Raw genomic sequence first — 17552 nt, forward strand, 5'->3', positions numbered from 1 at the left:
TGTTTAAGTTAAGACTTGGTTTGTTCTGACTGGCCAGCGGCCGAAGCTTGTTGTTTATCGTCAGATTTCACTTCCTGTGCTTTAACCTGCGCGCCAGGACGAACTTTTTGCAAACCAGAAACAATCACGCGATCGCCATCTTTCAGACCTTCCGTCACCAGCCATTTATCGCCAATCGCCTGTGTGGCGGTGATATTGCGCGTTTCGACTTTGTCATCTGCTCCAACAACCAGCGCGCTCGCATCGCCGCGTGGCGTACGGGTCACACCCTGCTGTGGAACCAGAAGTGCGGTTGGATTCGTTCCTTCTTCCAGACGCGCGCGAACGAACATACCTGGCAGCAGATTCTTGTCAGGGTTCGGGAAAATCGCACGTAAGGTGATGGAACCGGTGGTCTGGTCGACCGTCACATCAGAGAATTCCAGGGTACCTTCCTGCGGGAACTTGATACCGTCGTTGGTAATCAGCTCCACTTTGGCTTTGCCGTTTTCCTGTTTCAGGGTGCCGTTAGCCAGCTCCTGTTTCAGGCGCAGGAAATCATTGCTGGACTGCGTGACGTCAACGTAGATCGGATCGAGCTGCTGCACGGTCGCCAGCGCAGTGGTCTGACCGTTCTGCACCAGAGCCCCTTCCGTCACGGAAGATTTACCAATACGACCGCTGATAGGCGAGGTCACTTTGGTATAGGCCAGGTTAATGCGCGCGGTTTCGACGGCCGCTTTGGCTGCCACCACGGCGGCGTTAGCCTGCTGGGCATCCGCCAGGGCGGTATCGTAATCCTGCTGACTGATGTACTTGGTGCCGAGCAGTTTTTGATAGCGGTTCAGCGTCAGCTGAGCAATTTTAGCCGCGGCCTGTGCTTTAGCCAGATCGCCTTTCGCGCTTTCATAAGACGCCTGATAGGTTGCGGGATCAATCTGATACAGAGACTCACCGGCCTTCACATCACCGCCTTCGGTGAAGTTACGTTTCAGGATAATGCCGCTAACCTGAGGACGCACTTCCGCAATGCGGTAAGCATTTGTACGGCCGGGTAATTCGGTAGTGATTTGTAGAGGTTCAGATTTGAGCGTCACAACGCCTACTTCTGGCGCCTGCTGAGCTCCTTGTTGAGCCGGTTTGTCGTCACATCCTGTTAGCGCTAAGCTGCCTGAGAGCATCAGAACGACCGCCAGAGGCGTTAACCCTCTGTTTTTGTTCATATGTAAACCTCGAGTGTCCGATTTCAAATTGATCAAGGGTCCTGAGTCTAAAAACCCATTGCTGCGTTTATATTATCGTCATGCTATGGTACATACATTCACAAATGTATGTAAATCTGACTCCTGTAAATTCACCCACCTATGGCACGAAAAACTAAACAACAAGCGCTGGAAACCCGACAACACATTCTGGATGTGGCAATACGTTTGTTCTCGCAGCAGGGTGTTTCATCTACCTCGCTGGCACAAATTGCTCAGGCTGCCGGTGTGACGCGGGGAGCGATTTACTGGCATTTTAAAGACAAGTCAGATCTGTTCAGTGAAATCTGGGAGCTTTCAGAGTCCAGCATTAGCGATCTCGAGAGTGAGTATCGGGCAAAATTCCCTGACGATCCACTCTCAGTATTGAGAGAAATATTAGTATATATCCTTGAAGCTACGGTAGTTGAAGAACGTCGCAGATTAATGATGGAAATAATCTTTCATAAATGCGAGTTCGTGGGCGAGATGGCGATTGTTCAGCAGGCGCAACGCAGCCTCAGCCTGGAGAGCTATGACCGTATTGAATACAACCTGAATCAGTGCATGCAGGCAAAACTGCTGCCGGCCAACCTGTTGACCCGCCGGGCGGCGATTCTGATGCGTAGCTACATTTCCGGTCTGATGGAAAACTGGCTGTTTGCGCCACAGTCGTTTGATCTTAAAGCGGAGGCCCGCAGCTACGTCGCGATTTTACTGGAAATGCTACAGCTCTGCCCGACGCTGCGCAGCGACGCGCCGTCGCTAACCGCCTGAGTCATTTCCAGGATTTATCTCAGAGGCTCACGTTCGCGCTATTCTGCTTCCGGCGAGCGTGATATTCTTCACGCCGGACTATTTTCGGTCATCTTCTGACATCATTCACAACTATGCTGCCCATCAATCGATCGCAACATCCTGTTTTTGCATTGCTCTTTGCGATGCTGTTTTTCTTCGCCACGGCGCCGCTGACCTGGGCCCGCGCCGACAACAGCAACGATATCCCCACGCGTGCGGATGTTCAGTCGCAGCTCGACACGCTGAACAAACAAAAAGAACTCTCTCCTCAGGAAAAACTGACGCAGCAGGATCTGACGGAAACGCTGGAAACGCTGGATAAAATTGAACGCGTTAAGGCTGAAACCGCACAGCTTCGTCAGAAGGTGGCGCAGGCTCCAGAAAACATGCGCAAAGCGACGGAATCGCTGAATGCCCTGAGCGACGTGGATAACGACGACGAAACGCGCAAAACGCTCGCCGCGCTCTCCTTACGCCAGCTCGAGTCGCGCGTGGCGCAACTGCTCGACGACCTGCAAACGGCGCAGTCCGATCTCGCCACCTACAACAGCCAGCTTGTCTCTCTGCAGACTCAGCCCGAGCGCGTGCAAAATGCGATGTACGCCGCGTCTCAGCAGCTGCAGCAGATCCGCAACCGCCTCAACGGCACAACGGTAGGAGAGGGCACGCTGCGCCCGACGCAGCAAACCCTGCTGCTGGTGCAGCAGACGTTGCTCAATGCGCAGATTGAACAACAGCGTAAAAGCCTGGAAGGGAATACGGTGCTGCAGGACACCCTGCAGAAACAGCGCGATTACGTCACCGCAAACATTAATCGTCTGGAGCACCAGCTACAGCTGCTGCAGGAAGCGGTTAACAGCAAGCGCCTGACGCTGACGGAAAAAACCGCCCAGGAGGCCGTATCCCCTGACGAAACCGCCCGCATCCAGGCCAACCCGCTGGTGAAGCAGGAGCTCGAAGCCAACCACCAGCTTAGCCAGCGCCTGATACTGGCGACCGAAAACGGCAACTCGCTGGTTCAGCAAAATATCAAGGTGAAGAACTGGCTGGATCGCGCCCTGCAGGCGGAACGCAACATCAAAGAGCAGATCGCGGTCCTGAAAGGCAGCCTCCTGCTGTCGCGTATTCTCTACCAGCAGCAGCAGACGCTTCCGTCCGCCGATGAGCTGGAAGATATGACCAACCGCATTGCGGATTTACGTCTGGAACAGTTTGACGTCAACCAGCAGCGCGATGCCCTTTTCCAGAGCGATACCTTTGTCGCAAAAATTGAAGAAGGGCACTCCAGCGACGTGAACCCAGAAGTGCACGACGCGCTGCTCCAGGTCGTGGATATGCGTCGCGAGCTGCTGGATCAGCTCAACAAGCAGCTGGGCAACCAGCTGATGATGGCCATTAACCTGCAAATCAACCAGCAGCAGCTGGTGAGCGTTTCGAAAAGTCTGCAGGAGATCCTGACCCAGCAGATTTTCTGGGTAAACAGCAACAAACCGATGGACTGGGACTGGATTAAATCCTTCCCTGAGACGCTGAAAACGCAGATCAAGAGCATGAAGATCACCGTAAACTGGGAGAAAGCCTGGCCTGCGGTGATGATTGCCTTGCTGGCGGGGCTACCGCTGCTGCTGATCGCAGGCCTGATTCGCTGGCGTCTGGGCTGGCTGAAAAAATACCAGGCGAAGCTGGCGTCCGAAGTGGGGCAGCTGCGTAACGATAGCCAGCTCCATACGCCAAAAGCGATTCTGATCGATCTCATTCGCGCCCTGCCGGTGTGCCTGATTATTCTGGCCGTGGGTCTGATTCTGCTCACCATGCAGCTCAACGTCAGCGATCTGCTGTGGGCGTTCAGTAAAAAACTGGCGCTGTTCTGGCTGGTGTTTGGCCTGTGCTGGAAGGTGCTGGAAAAAGACGGCGTGGCGGTGCGTCATTTCAACATGCCTGCGCAGCTGACCAGTCACTGGCGTCGTCAGATTGTGCGCATCAGCCTGGCGCTGCTGCCGCTGCACTTCTGGTCGGTTGTCTCTGAACTTTCCCCGCTGCATTTGATGGATGATGTGCTGGGCCAGCTGGTCATCCTGCTGAACCTGCTGCTGATTGCTATCCTGATGTGGCCGATGTGCCGCGACAGCTGGCGTGATAAAGAGTCCCACAATATCCGTCTGGCCACCGTGACCGTGCTGGCGATCATTCCGCTGGCGCTGATGGTGCTGACGGCAACGGGCTACTTCTATACCACGCTGCGCCTGTCCGGGCGCTGGATTGAAACGGTCTATCTGGTGATCGTCTGGAACCTGCTCTATCAGACCGTGCTGCGCGGCCTGAGCGTGGCGGCCCGCCGCATTGCCTATCGCCGTGCCATTGCGCGTCGTCAGCATCAGGTGAAAGAGGGGGCCGAGGGCGCGGAGCCTCAGGAAGAGCCGACCATCGCGCTGGAGCAGGTTAACCAGCAGACGCTGCGCATCACCATGCTGGTGATGATCGCCCTGTTTGCCGTGATGTTCTGGGCGATCTGGTCCGATCTTATTACCGTTTTCGCCTATCTCGACAGTATTACCCTCTGGCAATACAACGGAACCGAAGCCGGCGCGGCGGTCATGAAAAGCGTGACCATGGGCAGCCTGCTGTTTGCGCTGGTGTCGTCGGTGGTCGCCTGGGCGCTGATCCGCAACCTGCCTGGCCTGCTCGAAGTGCTGCTCCTGTCACGTCTGAATCTTCGCCAGGGGGCGTCCTACGCCATCACCACGATCCTCAACTACGTCATCATTATTGTTGGAGCGATGACGGTCTTTGGTTCGCTTGGCGTCTCGTGGGATAAACTGCAGTGGCTGGCGGCCGCCCTCTCGGTCGGTCTTGGTTTTGGCCTGCAGGAGATCTTCGGTAACTTTGTCTCCGGCCTGATCATCCTCTTTGAACGTCCGGTACGTATCGGCGATACCGTCACCATCGGCACGTTCTCGGGAACGGTCAGCAAGATCCGTATTCGTGCGACCACCATCACCGACTTCGATCGCAAAGAGGTGATCATCCCGAACAAAGCGTTCGTGACCGAGCGTCTGATCAACTGGTCGCTCTCGGATACGGTGACACGCGTGGTGATCCGCCTGGGCGTGGCCTATGGATCGGATCTGGATAAGGTGAAAGAGGTGCTGCTGAAGGCGGCGTCTGAACATCCGAAAGTGATGCACGATCCGGCTCCGGCGGTCTTCTTCACCACCTTTGGGCCGAGTACGCTGGATCACGAGCTGCGTTTATACGTGCGTGAACTGCGTGACCGCAGCTACACGGTGGATGAGCTTAACCGCTCTATCGATCGTCTGTGTCGTGAAAACGATATTAATATCGCCTTCAACCAGCTTGAGGTTCACCTGCGTAACGAGAAAGGAGATGAGCATACGGAAGTGAAGCGCGACATTAAGGGCGACGACCCGACTCCGGCTTAATCTATTTTCCCTCTCCCCGTGGGAGAGGGTTAGGGTGAGGGGGAAGTTTCCCCTCAAAATCCCGCCGTACAATCTCCAGAGCCTTAAGCACCGTCCCGGCGGGGATCTCATGATTCTCCAGCAGCATAATCAAATCGACGGCCAGCTTGACCTCATCGGGTGCATTTTCCAGTGACATGGGTGTGGCTCCTGTTAACGGGTCAAACGTTCTATGACGCGTTCAATTTCATCCAGCGCCTGACGGCAGCGGACGATGCGTCCTTCCAGCGCGCTAATCTCGCGCATCAATAGCTGCTGCTCTTCCAGCGTTTCGCTGTTGTTCAGGCGCACCTCGCGTTCGCGCTTCATCTCAAACAGTCGGCGTTCAAATTCCTGGTTCTCCAGCCGCTTGCGCTGCCATTTGCCGAGCCCCGGTGAGGCGCTGTCCCAGGCGCGCAGCGGCCAGGCGGCGATTTCGCGATGCAGCGCGGTGATCTGCTCGGTGAGATGCGCCGCAAGCCATGCCACCTGTTCCTGCTGTTCATGCTCAACCGCATGGCGAAGCTCGTCGAGGTTCGTCTGCGCTTCAGCCAGGTAATCCTGAATAACGGTGCTGCGGGTACGAAAAAGCTGCCGGTCAAAGCGCGGTTTCAGCGTGGCGTGCCCCGTCAGCGGCGTGGCCTGCTCCCGCAGAGCAATCAGCTGATTTTGCAGCCTCTCAAGAAGCAGTGCTGTTTTCAAGGCGCTCTCCAGTGGTAAAGTAGCCGTTCAGTTTGATAACGATTCGCATTATGCAGCGTACTATTTTAATCATCATTGGCTGGCTCGCGGTAGTGCTTGGCACGCTGGGTGTGGTTTTACCCTTGCTGCCGACCACGCCGTTTATCCTGCTGGCGGCCTGGTGCTTCGCCCGCTCGTCACCGCGTTTTCACCACTGGCTGCTCTATCGCTCATGGTTTGGCGGCTATCTGCGGCACTGGCAAAAACACCGGGCCATGCCGCCCGGCGCCAAGCCGCGCGCGATCGCGGTGATCCTCATCACCTTCGCCATTTCATTATGGCTGGTGAAAATGATGTGGGTGCGGATCCTGCTGCTGGTCATCCTGACCTGCCTGCTTATCTTCATGTGGCGGATCCCCGTGGTTGATGAAAAGCAACAAAAGCACTGAAGCCTTATCATGGCTGTTGCAATTATTGCGTACAGCCAGTAAATTCGACCGTTTTCGAGCACAGGCGCGCCTGGTTAAAGGTTAAACAATTGTTACCTTTGCCGACCCGTTGCGCGCCGTGAGTAACACTGTTTCATTTAGGCACAAACCGATGACCGCAACTGCACAGCAGCTTGAATATCTGAAAAACAGCATCAAAAGCATCCAGGACTATCCAAAGCCTGGCATTCTTTTCCGTGATGTCACCAGCTTGCTGGAAGACCCGAAAGCGTACGCGCTCAGCATTGAACTGCTGGTCGAGCGTTATAAAAACGCCGGGATCACCAAAGTAGTAGGTACCGAAGCCCGTGGCTTCCTGTTTGGCGCACCGGTTGCGCTGGCGATGGGCGTAGGTTTTGTGCCGGTGCGTAAGCCGCGCAAGCTGCCGCGTGAAACCATTGCAGAAAGCTACGAGCTGGAGTACGGCACCGATCAGCTGGAGATCCACGTTGACGCGATCAAGCCTGGCGACAAAGTGCTGGTGGTTGACGATCTGCTGGCGACCGGCGGCACCATTGAAGCGACCGTGAAGCTGATCCGTCGTCTGGGTGGGGAAGTGACCGACGCGGCCTTCATCATCAACCTGTTCGATCTCGGCGGTGAACAGCGCCTGGAAAAACAGGGTATTACCAGCTACAGCCTGGTGCCTTTCCCGGGTCACTAATCCCGGTTTTCACAACCTCGCTCAATGGGTGAGGTTGTGATAGCATTCCCCTCCATAAATTCACCTTCCAGCGTTGCAGAGCCTGCCCATGAGTTATCAGGTGTTAGCCCGTAAATGGCGACCACAAACCTTTGCTGACGTTGTCGGTCAGGAACATGTGCTGACGGCCCTGGCGAACGGCTTGTCGCTAGGTCGCATCCATCACGCCTATCTTTTTTCCGGCACCCGCGGCGTCGGTAAGACCTCTATTGCCCGTTTGCTGGCAAAAGGTCTCAACTGCGAAACCGGGATCACCGCCACGCCGTGCGGCGTGTGTGATAACTGTCGGGAGATCGAGCAGGGGCGTTTTGTCGATCTGATCGAAATCGATGCCGCTTCGCGCACCAAAGTTGAAGATACCCGCGACCTGCTGGACAACGTGCAGTACGCCCCGGCGCGCGGCCGCTTCAAGGTCTACCTGATCGATGAAGTGCACATGCTCTCGCGCCACAGCTTCAACGCCCTGCTGAAGACGCTGGAAGAGCCGCCCGCGCACGTGAAGTTCCTGCTGGCGACCACCGATCCGCAAAAGCTGCCGGTCACGATTTTATCGCGCTGCCTGCAGTTCCACCTGAAGGCACTGGACGTCGAGCAGATCCGTGCGCAGCTTGAGCACATTCTCGATGAAGAGAACATTGTCCACGAACCGCGCGCCCTGCAGCTACTGGCCCGCGCGGCGGACGGCAGCCTGCGCGATGCGCTCAGTCTGACCGATCAGGCGATTGCCAGCGGTGACGGCAAGCTCTCCACTGAGGCGGTCAGCACCATGCTTGGCACGCTGGATGACGATCAGGCGCTGTCGCTTATCGAAGCGATGATTGCCGCTAACGGCGAACGCGTGATGTCGCAGGTGAACGCGGCCGCTGCCCGCGGTATTGAGTGGGAAGGGCTGCTGGTTGAGATGCTCAGCCTGCTGCACCGCGTGGCGATGCTGCAGCTTTCTCCCTCCGCGATTGGCGCGGATATGGCGGCCATTGAACAGCGGATGCGTGAGCTTGCCCGCACCGTGCCGCCTGCCGACGTGCAGCTTTATTACCAGACGCTGCTGATTGGCCGCAAAGAGTTACCGTTTGCGCCGGATCCGCGTATGGGCGTTGAAATGACGCTGCTGCGCGCGCTGGCGTTCCACCCGCGCATGCCGCTGCCGGAGCCGGAAGTGCCGCGACAGTCTTTCGCGCCGGTCGCGCCCACGGCGGTGATGTCACCGCAGCAGGTGCCGCCGCAGCCGACGCCGCCACCGCAGCAGAACGTACCGCTGTCGGATGCCACCAGTTCGGTGCTTGCCGCGCGCAGCCAGCTGCAGCGTGCCCAGGGAGTAACCAAACCAAAAAAGAGTGAACCGGCAGCGCCAGGAAGAGCGCGGCCGGTGAACAACGCCGCGCTTGAACGACTGGCCTCGGTAACGGAGCGCGTACAGTCGCGTCCGGCACCGTCCGCGCTCGAGCAGAAAGCCCCGGTGAAAGAAGAGGCTTACCGCTGGAAGGCAACCACCATCACCGAAACCGTGAAGGAAGAGGTGGCCACGCCGAAAGCGCTGAAAAAGGCGCTGGAGCATGAAAAAACGCCGGAGCTTTCCGCGAAGCTTGCCGAAGAGTCGATTGCGCGCGATGCCTGGGCCGCCGAGGTCAGCAAACTCCAGCTGCCGAAGCTGGTCGAGCAGGTCGCTTTGAACGCCTGGAAAGAGCAGGACGGCAATCAGGTGCGTCTGCACCTGCGTCCGGGCCAGCGTCACCTGAATTCCCCGGGCGCGCAAAAGGCGCTGGCCGAGGCGCTTGCCGCTTTACAGGGGGCACCGGTTGAATTGACTATCATTGAAGATGATAATCCGGCAGTGAAAACGCCGCTCGAGTGGCGCCAGGCCATTTATGAAGAGAAGCTCGCGCAGGCGCGCGAGGCGATTATTGCGGATAACAATATTCAGACTCTGCGCCGGTTCTTCGACGCCGATCTGGATGAAGAGAGTATTCGCCCCATTTGATCGTGAGTCTGACTTACGGTTGTAATCCTTAAACGTGAAAGAAGAGAGAAGCCTATGTTTGGTGGAAAAGGCGGTCTGGGTGGCCTGATGAAGCAGGCTCAGCAGATGCAGGAAAAAATGCAGAAGATGCAGGAAGAGATCGCTCAGCTGGAAGTCACGGGTGAATCCGGTGCCGGTCTGGTCAAGGTGACCATCAACGGTGCGCACAACTGCCGTCGCGTGGAAATCGACCCGAGCCTGCTCGAAGACGACAAAGAGATGCTGGAAGATCTGGTTGCAGCCGCGTTTAACGATGCCGCTCGCCGTATCGACGAAACCCAGAAAGAGAAAATGGCCTCCGTGTCCAGCGGCATGCAGCTGCCGCCTGGCTTCAAGATGCCGTTCTGATGCAAACCAGTCCGCTGCTCACGCAGTTAATGGAAGCGCTGCGCTGCCTGCCGGGCGTTGGCCCGAAGTCGGCGCAGCGCATGGCGTTTACGCTATTGCAGCGCGACCGCAGCGGCGGGATGCGCCTGGCGCAGGCTTTAACCCGCGCCATGTCAGAAATCGGTCACTGTGCGGATTGCCGTACCTTTACCGAGCAGGACGTGTGTAACATCTGCACGAACCCGCGTCGTCAGGAAAACGGCCAGATTTGCGTGGTGGAGAGTCCGGCGGACATCTACGCCATCGAACAAACCGGGCAGTTTTCCGGGCGCTATTTCGTGCTGATGGGGCATCTCTCCCCGCTGGACGGTATTGGCCCGGACGATATCGGTCTTGACCGCCTTGAACAGCGTCTTGAGTCCGAAACAATCAAAGAGGTGATCCTCGCCACCAACCCCACGGTGGAAGGGGAGGCAACCGCCAACTACATCGCCGAGCTGTGCTCGCAGTATGGCGTTGACGCCAGCCGTATCGCCCACGGCGTGCCGGTCGGCGGCGAGCTGGAGATGGTGGACGGCACCACGCTGTCGCACTCTCTGGCCGGACGTCACAAGATTATTTTCTGACCAAACGGAGGCTGCGCGCGCGGCCTCCGCTTGAAAATTTCCCCCCGTATCCCCATCTCTCACTCAACGTTTTAAAACCCCATTAAATGGCATTGTTGAGGTCGACATAGATGAAAGGACAAGAAACCCGTGGTTTCCAGTCAGAAGTAAAACAGCTTCTGCACCTGATGATCCATTCCCTGTATTCCAACAAAGAAATTTTCCTGCGTGAGCTGATTTCCAACGCCTCGGATGCGGCGGACAAGCTGCGCTTCCGCGCGCTGTCTAACCCGGATCTGTACGAAGGCGACGGCGAGCTGCGCGTGCGCGTCTCGTTTAATAAAGAGAACCGCACCCTGACTATCGCCGATAACGGCATCGGGATGAACCGCGACGAGGTGATCGACCACCTCGGGACCATCGCGAAATCCGGCACCAAGGCGTTCCTGGAGTCCATGGGCTCTGACCAGGCGAAAGACAGCCAGCTCATCGGCCAGTTCGGCGTCGGTTTCTACTCGGCGTTCATTGTGGCGGACAAAGTTACCGTGCGCACCCGTGCGGCGGGCGACAGCGCTGAAAACGGCGTGCTGTGGGAATCCAAAGGGGAAGGCGAATACACCGTTGATGACATCACCAAAGCGGACCGCGGCACCGAAATCACCCTGCACCTGCGTGAAGGGGAAGATGATTTCCTGAACGACTGGCGCGTGCGCTCCATCATCAGCAAATATTCCGACCACATCGCCCTGCCGGTTGAGATTGAAAAACAGGAAGAGAAAGACGGTGAAACCGTGGTTTCCTGGGAGAAAATCAACAAGGCGCAGGCGCTGTGGACGCGCAACAAGTCTGAAATTAAAGACGACGAGTACAACGAATTCTACAAGCACATCGCCCACGACTTTACCGACCCGCTGACCTGGAGCCACAACCGTGTGGAAGGTAAGCAGGAGTACACCAGCCTGCTGTACATCCCGGCACAGGCGCCGTGGGACATGTGGAACCGCGATCACAAGCACGGTCTGAAGCTGTACGTGCAGCGCGTCTTCATCATGGACGACGCCGAGCAGTTCATGCCGAACTACCTGCGCTTTGTCCGCGGCCTGATCGATTCCAACGACCTGCCGCTGAACGTCTCCCGTGAAATTCTGCAGGACAGCACCGTCACCCGTAACCTGCGCAACGCCCTGACCAAACGTGCGCTGCAGATGCTGGAAAAACTGGCGAAAGACGATGCGGAAAAATATCAGACCTTCTGGAAACAGTTCGGCCTGGTGCTGAAAGAAGGCCCGGCAGAAGACACCGCGAATGTTGAAACCATCGCCAAACTGCTGCGCTTCGCCTCTACGCACACCGACTCCTCCGCGCAGACCGTGTCGCTGGAAGAGTACGTCTCCCGCATGAAAGAAGGGCAGGAGAAGATCTACTACATCACCGCCGACAGCTACGCCGCGGCGAAGAGCAGCCCGCACCTGGAGCTGCTGCGTAAGAAAGGCATCGAAGTGCTGCTGCTTTCTGACCGCATCGACGAGTGGATGATGAACTACCTGACCGAGTTCGACGGTAAGGCGTTCCAGTCCGTTGCCAAAGCCGACGAATCTATCGACAAGCTGGCGGATGAAGTGGATGAGAACGCGAAAGAAGCCGAGAAGGCGCTGGAGCCGTTCGTTGAGCGCGTGAAAACCCTGCTGGGCGACCGCGTGAAAGAGGTGCGTTTCACTCACCGTCTGACCGATACCCCGGCCATCGTCACGACCGATGCCGACGAAATGAGCACCCAAATGGCGAAGCTGTTCGCGGCAGCGGGTCAGGCGGTACCGGAAGTGAAATATATCTTTGAGCTTAATCCGGATCATCCGCTGGTGAAACGCGCGGCGGATACCCAGGACGAGGCTCGCTTTGCCGAGTGGGTTGAACTCCTGCTGGATCAGTCCCTGCTGGCCGAACGCGGCACGCTGGAAGATCCTAACCTCTTCATTAAACGTGTGAATGTGCTGCTGCTGGCGTAATTAAACACCTGCCCCTCACCCTGGCCCTCTCCCCAAAGGGGAGAGGGTATAATCGTCCCCTCTCCCCTTTGGGGAGAGGGTTAGGGTGAGGGGGCATTCTCGCACTATCCCAAATTATCTCCCCCATTAACCGTTTCAGCCTTCCTGCCTTCCTTGAGCGATGCCCGTTCTGGTGGTATTGTTTAGCGCTTTTGAAAAATTGAAACGACTTTTGAGGGGATTTTCGCAATGCGTATTATTCTGCTTGGCGCTCCGGGCGCGGGTAAAGGAACTCAGGCTCAGTTCATCATGGAGAAATACGGTATTCCGCAAATCTCCACCGGTGATATGCTGCGCGCCGCTGTTAAATCTGGCTCCGAGCTGGGTAAACAGGCGAAAGACATCATGGACGCAGGCAAGCTGGTGACCGACGAGCTGGTAATTGCTCTGGTCAAAGAGCGCATTGCTCAGGAAGACTGCCGTAACGGTTTCCTGCTGGACGGCTTCCCACGTACCATTCCTCAGGCTGACGCCATGAAAGAAGCGGGCATCAACGTGGACTACGTTCTGGAGTTCGATGTACCGGACGAGCTGATCGTTGACCGCATCGTTGGCCGTCGCGTACACGCTGCTTCTGGCCGCGTTTACCACATCAAATTCAACCCGCCTAAGGTTGAAGGCAAAGACGACGTGACTGGCGAAGAGCTGACCACCCGTAAAGACGATCAGGAAGAGACCGTGCGCAAGCGCCTGGTGGAATACCATCAGATGACCGCGCCGCTGATCGGCTACTACACCAAAGAAGCGCAGGCGGGTAACACCAAATACGCTAAAGTTGACGGCACCAAAGCCGTGGCTGACGTACGTGCAGAGCTGGAAAAAATCCTCGGCTAATTGCATTTCTCTCACCCGGGTCCTCCGGGTGAGAAATATTCTCATCTTACCTATTACAGCAATGGGTTTCGTTTAAACGCATTTCCGCTACAATTGACAACCTATCAAATGGTTAAGAGGCGTGAATGAGTCAGGCGAAAACCGGCATCCTGCTTGCCAATCTGGGCACTCCAGAAGCACCTACATCAGACGCGGTAAAACGCTACCTGCGACAGTTTTTAAGCGACACGCGCGTCGTGGATTTCCCGAGACTGCTGTGGTGGCCGCTGCTGCGTGGCGTCATTCTGCCGATTCGTTCTCCGCGCGTCGCCAAACTCTATCAGTCCGTATGGATGGAAGAGGGCTCGCCGCTGATGGTCTACAGCCGTCGCCAGGAAAAAGCGCTGGCCGCCCGCCTGCAGGAGATGCCCGTCGCGCTCGGCATGAGCTACGGCAAACCCTCTCTGGAAAGCGCGGTAGAATCACTGCTGGCGCAGGGCGTGGACCATATCGTGGTGCTGGCGCTCTACCCGCAGTACTCCTGCTCGACGGTGGCCGCCGTCTGGGACGAGCTGGCGCGCATACTGGCGACCCGCCGCCGCATTCCGGGCGTGACCTTTATTCGCGACTACGCGGATAACGAGCTCTACATCAAGGCGCTTGCTAACAGCGCGCGCGCGTCGTTTGAAAAGCACGGTGAGCCGGATCTGCTGCTGCTCTCCTATCACGGGATCCCGCAGCGTTTCGCTAACGAAGGGGATGATTACCCGCAGCGCTGTCGCGATACCACCCGCGAGCTGGTCTCCGCCCTTGGCCTGCCGCCGGAGAAGGTGATGATGACCTTCCAGTCGCGCTTCGGCCGCGAGCCGTGGCTGACGCCGTACACCGATGAAACCCTCAAAATGCTCGGCGAGAAGGGCGTGAAGCATATTCAGGTGATGTCGCCGGGCTTCTCGGCAGACTGTCTGGAAACGCTGGAGGAGATCGCGGTGCAAAACCGGGAATTTTTCCTGGAGGCTGGCGGCGAAAAGTACGAGTACATTCCGGCGCTTAACGACTCGCCTGAGCATATCGACATGATGGTCTCACTGGTGACGAACAGCCGCTGATCGCACTCCGGGCCGGGTTTGTGCTACCATTCCCGGCCCATATTCTTCGTACAGTTCAGACCATGAAATTTCCCGGTAAACGTAAATCCAAACACTACTTCCCCGTCGATGCCCGCGATCCGCTCCTGCAGCAAATCCAGCCAGAAAATGAAACCAGCGCGGCGTGGGTCGTCGGTATCGATCAGACGCTGGTGGACATTGAGGCGAAAGTGGATGATGCGTTTGTCGCCCGTTACGGTCTGAGCGCCGGGCACTCGCTGGTGATTGAGGATAACGTTGCCGAAGCGCTGTACCAGGAGCTGGTGCGCGAAAACCTGATTACCCATCAGTTCGCCGGTGGCACCATCGGCAATACCATGCACAACTACTCCGTGCTGGCCGACGACCGCTCGGTGCTGCTCGGCGTGATGTGCAGCAATATCGAAATTGGTGGCTATGCCTACCGCTATCTGTGCAACACCTCCAGCCGTACCGATCTGAACTATCTTCAGGGCGTCGACGGCCCGATTGGCCGCTGCTTTACGCTGATCGGCGAATCCGGCGAGCGGACCTTTGCCATCAGTCCTGGGCATATGAACAAGCTGCGCGCGGAAAGCATTCCCGAAGAGGTGATTGCGGGCGCCTCGGCGCTGGTGCTGACCTCCTACCTGGTGCGATGCAAGCCGGGCGAGCCGATGCCTGAAGCGACCATGAAGGCGATTGAGTACGCGAAGAAGTACGACGTGCCGGTCGTTCTGACGCTGGGCACCAAATTCGTGATTGCCGATAACCCGGAGTGGTGGCAGGCGTTCCTGAAAGAGCACGTCTCGATTCTGGCGATGAACGAAGAGGAGGCCGAAGCGCTGACTGGTGAAAGCGATCCGCTGCTGGCGTCCGATAAAGCGCTGGACTGGGTGGATCTGGTGCTCTGCACCGCGGGCCCTGTCGGACTGTATATGGCCGGCTTCACGGAGGAAGAGAGCAAACGCAAAACCCAGCATCCGCTGCTGCCCGGCGCGATTGCCGAGTTTAACCAGTACGAGTTCAGCCGCGGCATGCGTTACAAGGATTGCGTGAATCCGCTGCGTATTTATTCTCACATCGCCCCCTACATGGGCGGTCCGGAGAAGATCATGAACACCAACGGCGCAGGCGACGGCGCGCTGGCCGCGCTGCTGCACGACATTACCGCCAATGCCTACCACAAAACCAACGTGCCGAATTCCAGCAAGCATAAGTTCAGCTGGCTGACCTATTCGTCGCTGGCGCAGGTGTGCAAGTACGCCAACCGCGTAAGCTATCAGGTGCTGAACCAGCACTCACCGCGCTTAACGCGTGGCCTGCCGGAACGGGAAGACAGCCTCGAAGAGGCGTATTGGGACAGGTAAAAGAAAACCCCTCACCCTAACCCTCTCCCCATAGGGGAGAGGGAACTTGAACACCCTCTCCCCTATGGGGAGAGGGCTGGGGTGAGGGGACCAGATCGCACCAAACTTACCCCGTCACCGCCTCTTCAACCGGCGGTTTCTCCAGCAGCGTCAGCATGGTGTTAGCAATCTCGCGCTCGCCCATCACCACCTTATCTGCACCGCGCTCGGTAATGTACTCCACCTCGTCGTCATAGTGCGCCCGGGCGATAATCTCAATCGTTGGGCACTTCGCGCGAGCGGAGGCCACAATCTCACCCGCTTCATAGCCGTTGGGTATGGTGAGCAGCAGCCAGCGGGCGCAGTCCAGATGCGCCAGATTCATGATCTCTTCGTTTGCCGCATTGCCCAGCACCGCGCGAATACCGCGCTCGCGCAGCTCGTCGACCCGGGTGCGTGAGGTTTCAATCACCACCAGCGGAATACCCTGCGCCATCAGCTTCTCGCCGAGCAGGCTGCCCACGCGGCCAAAGCCGACCAGCAGGGCGTGATTGCAGATATCCACCGGGATCTGCTTCTCTTCTTCGATGGCCTCTTCGAGCGTCTGCTCTTCCAGCGTTTCGGTTTTGTCGAGGTATTTTTCCAGCAGGGCAAACAGGACCGGGTTCAGCATAATCGACAGGATCGCCCCCGCCAGCACCAGGTTTTGTCCGGCCTGCGGCAGCAGGTTCAGGGCCATGCCCAGACCGGCCAGAATAAAGGCGAACTCGCCAATCTGCGCCAGGCTGGCGGCAATGGTCAGCGCCGTCCGCGGTGAGTGACCGAACATTCGCACCAGGAAGAAGGCGGCGAGCGACTTACCAAAAATAATGATCGCCAGCGTGCCCAGCACGGCCAGCGGCTGCTGGATCAGCACCAGCGGGTCAAACAGCATCCCGACGGAGACGAAGAACAGCACGGCAAACGCATCGCGCAGCGGCAGCGTATCGTGCGCCGCACGGTGGCTCAGCTCGGATTCGTTCAGCACCATCCCGGCGAAGAACGCGCCCAGGGCAAAGGAGACATCAAACAGCTCAACGGCACCAAAGGCGATGCCCAGCGCCAGCGCCAGCACGGAGAGGGTGAACAGCTCGCGGGAGCCGGTCGCCGCGCTGCGGGACATGATCCACGGTACCAGACGGCGGCCCACCAGCATCATGATGGCGATAAACGCCACCACTTTACCGATGGTGATGCTCATATCCAGCGCCAGCGAGGCGAAGCCGACGTTGTCTTTTTCCATCATCCCGGCGACGGCGGGCAGCAGCACCAGCGTCAGGACCATGACCAGATCTTCAACAATCAGCCAGCCAATCGCGATCTGCCCGCGCTGGCTGTCAATCAGCTGTCTCTCCTCAAGCGCGCGCAGCAGCACCACGGTACTGGCGGTTGAGAGACACAGCCCAAATACGATACCGGTCATTAACGACCAGCCCAGCACGGCCGAAAGCGCCATCCCAAGCAGCGTCGCCACCCCTATCTGGGCGATCGCTCCCGGTATGGCAATCGACTTTACCGCCATCAAATCCTTCAGGGAAAAGTGCAGACCGACGCCAAACATCAGCAGAATCACGCCCAATTCCGCCAGTTCAGGGGCCAGTTTGGTATCCGCAACGAAGCCTGGCGTAAACGGTCCCGCCAGCACACCTGCCAGCAGATAGCCGACAAGAGGAGAAATACGCAGTTTATTGGCAATCATGCCGAGGATAAAAGCGAGCACAAGTCCACCAACAATGGTGGTGATAAGCGGTGTGGCGTGGTGCATTCCGTCTCCTTTCGTTGTGGGTGTTCCTTTTTGGTGAAAAACCAAAAAACCGAGTAATAGTTTATGACAATTTTTACTCTTATGTTTATGAATAATTGTTGAAGTTTGAATAAAACAGCAATATGCGCGTAAAAAAGC

15 protein-coding genes and 1 other annotated feature are annotated in these 17552 nt (G+C 57.4%); of the genes, 11 read left to right on the forward strand and 4 right to left on the reverse strand.

Going from position 1 to position 17552, the window contains the following annotated elements; translation table 11 throughout:
- Positions 1-8 precede the first annotated feature (8 nt).
- On the reverse strand, positions 9-1202 hold the full coding sequence (acrA, locus tag F3J31_RS18065) for a multidrug efflux RND transporter periplasmic adaptor subunit AcrA (protein ID WP_045909753.1): 1194 nt from the start codon (positions 1200-1202) through the stop codon (positions 9-11).
- 141 nt (positions 1203-1343) lie between these two features.
- Here acrA and acrR point away from each other — a divergent pair, with 141 nt between their 5' ends.
- Together acrR and mscK are read left to right on the forward strand one after the other, a co-directional pair.
- Positions 1344-1997: a multidrug efflux transporter transcriptional repressor AcrR gene (acrR, locus tag F3J31_RS18070; RefSeq protein ID WP_048225918.1), complete on the forward strand. Its 654-nt coding sequence runs from the start codon at positions 1344-1346 to the stop codon at positions 1995-1997.
- 113 nt (positions 1998-2110) lie between these two features.
- Positions 2111-5458: a mechanosensitive channel MscK gene (mscK, locus tag F3J31_RS18075; RefSeq protein ID WP_045909751.1), complete on the forward strand. Its 3348-nt coding sequence runs from the start codon at positions 2111-2113 to the stop codon at positions 5456-5458.
- A gap of 1 nt (position 5459) precedes the next feature.
- Here the strand turns inward: mscK and rsmS are convergent, their stop codons facing one another.
- Both rsmS and priC read right to left on the reverse strand, forming a co-directional pair.
- Positions 5460-5636 (reverse strand): pleiotropic regulatory protein RsmS, encoded by a 177-nt coding sequence (gene rsmS, locus F3J31_RS18080; RefSeq protein ID WP_048225921.1) that lies wholly within the window; start codon positions 5634-5636, stop codon positions 5460-5462.
- Between the two features lie 14 nt (positions 5637-5650).
- Positions 5651-6178: a primosomal replication protein N'' gene (priC, locus tag F3J31_RS18085; protein ID WP_167214503.1), complete on the reverse strand. Its 528-nt coding sequence runs from the start codon at positions 6176-6178 to the stop codon at positions 5651-5653.
- A 50-nt stretch (positions 6179-6228) separates the two neighbouring features.
- Between priC and F3J31_RS18090 the strand changes: the two genes are divergently transcribed.
- The 9 genes from F3J31_RS18090 (at position 6229) to F3J31_RS18130 (ending at position 15631) form a co-directional block, all read left to right on the forward strand.
- Complete coding sequence (locus tag F3J31_RS18090) at positions 6229-6606, forward strand: DUF454 family protein (protein ID WP_013095896.1); 378 nt, start codon at positions 6229-6231, stop codon at positions 6604-6606.
- 151 nt (positions 6607-6757) lie between these two features.
- A complete protein-coding gene (apt, locus tag F3J31_RS18095) occupies positions 6758-7309 on the forward strand; it encodes an adenine phosphoribosyltransferase (RefSeq protein WP_000127359.1) in 552 nt (183 codons plus the stop codon).
- Positions 7310-7397: 88 nt separating this feature from the next.
- The gene (gene dnaX / locus F3J31_RS18100) at positions 7398-9326 is read left to right on the forward strand and encodes a DNA polymerase III subunit gamma/tau (RefSeq protein ID WP_167214506.1); all 1929 of its coding nucleotides are present in this window, start codon (positions 7398-7400) and stop codon (positions 9324-9326) included.
- Positions 8656-8720 (forward strand) — a sequence feature (DnaX frameshifting element). Its footprint overlaps the gene before it by 65 nt.
- Positions 9327-9380: 54 nt before the next feature.
- Complete coding sequence (locus tag F3J31_RS18105; protein ID WP_003858972.1) at positions 9381-9713, forward strand: YbaB/EbfC family nucleoid-associated protein; 333 nt, start codon at positions 9381-9383, stop codon at positions 9711-9713.
- Positions 9713-10318 carry a recombination mediator RecR gene (gene recR, locus F3J31_RS18110; protein ID WP_008499298.1) on the forward strand — a complete coding sequence of 202 codons (606 nt, stop codon included), beginning with the start codon at positions 9713-9715 and terminating at the stop codon, positions 10316-10318. Before F3J31_RS18105 ends, recR begins: the two co-directional genes overlap by 1 nt.
- Positions 10319-10428: 110 nt before the next feature.
- Positions 10429-12303: a molecular chaperone HtpG gene (gene htpG, locus F3J31_RS18115; protein WP_167214509.1), complete on the forward strand. Its 1875-nt coding sequence runs from the start codon at positions 10429-10431 to the stop codon at positions 12301-12303.
- A gap of 228 nt (positions 12304-12531) precedes the next feature.
- Positions 12532-13176 (forward strand): adenylate kinase, encoded by a 645-nt coding sequence (adk, locus tag F3J31_RS18120; RefSeq protein WP_006809841.1) that lies wholly within the window; start codon positions 12532-12534, stop codon positions 13174-13176.
- A 125-nt stretch (positions 13177-13301) separates the two neighbouring features.
- Positions 13302-14264 carry a ferrochelatase gene (gene hemH / locus F3J31_RS18125; RefSeq protein ID WP_167214512.1) on the forward strand — a complete coding sequence of 321 codons (963 nt, stop codon included), beginning with the start codon at positions 13302-13304 and terminating at the stop codon, positions 14262-14264.
- A 62-nt stretch (positions 14265-14326) separates the two neighbouring features.
- A complete protein-coding gene (locus F3J31_RS18130) occupies positions 14327-15631 on the forward strand; it encodes an inosine/guanosine kinase (RefSeq protein ID WP_167214515.1) in 1305 nt (434 codons plus the stop codon).
- 106 nt (positions 15632-15737) lie between these two features.
- Here the strand turns inward: F3J31_RS18130 and ybaL are convergent, their stop codons facing one another.
- Positions 15738-17414, reverse strand: a complete 1677-nt coding sequence (ybaL, locus tag F3J31_RS18135) for a YbaL family putative K(+) efflux transporter (RefSeq protein WP_045909744.1) — start codon at positions 17412-17414, stop codon at positions 15738-15740.
- Positions 17415-17552: the final 138 nt, after the last annotated feature.

Origin of the sequence: Enterobacter sp. Acro-832 (assembly GCF_011752745.1) — a bacterium.
GTDB classification, from domain to species: domain Bacteria; phylum Pseudomonadota; class Gammaproteobacteria; order Enterobacterales; family Enterobacteriaceae; genus Enterobacter; species Enterobacter quasiroggenkampii.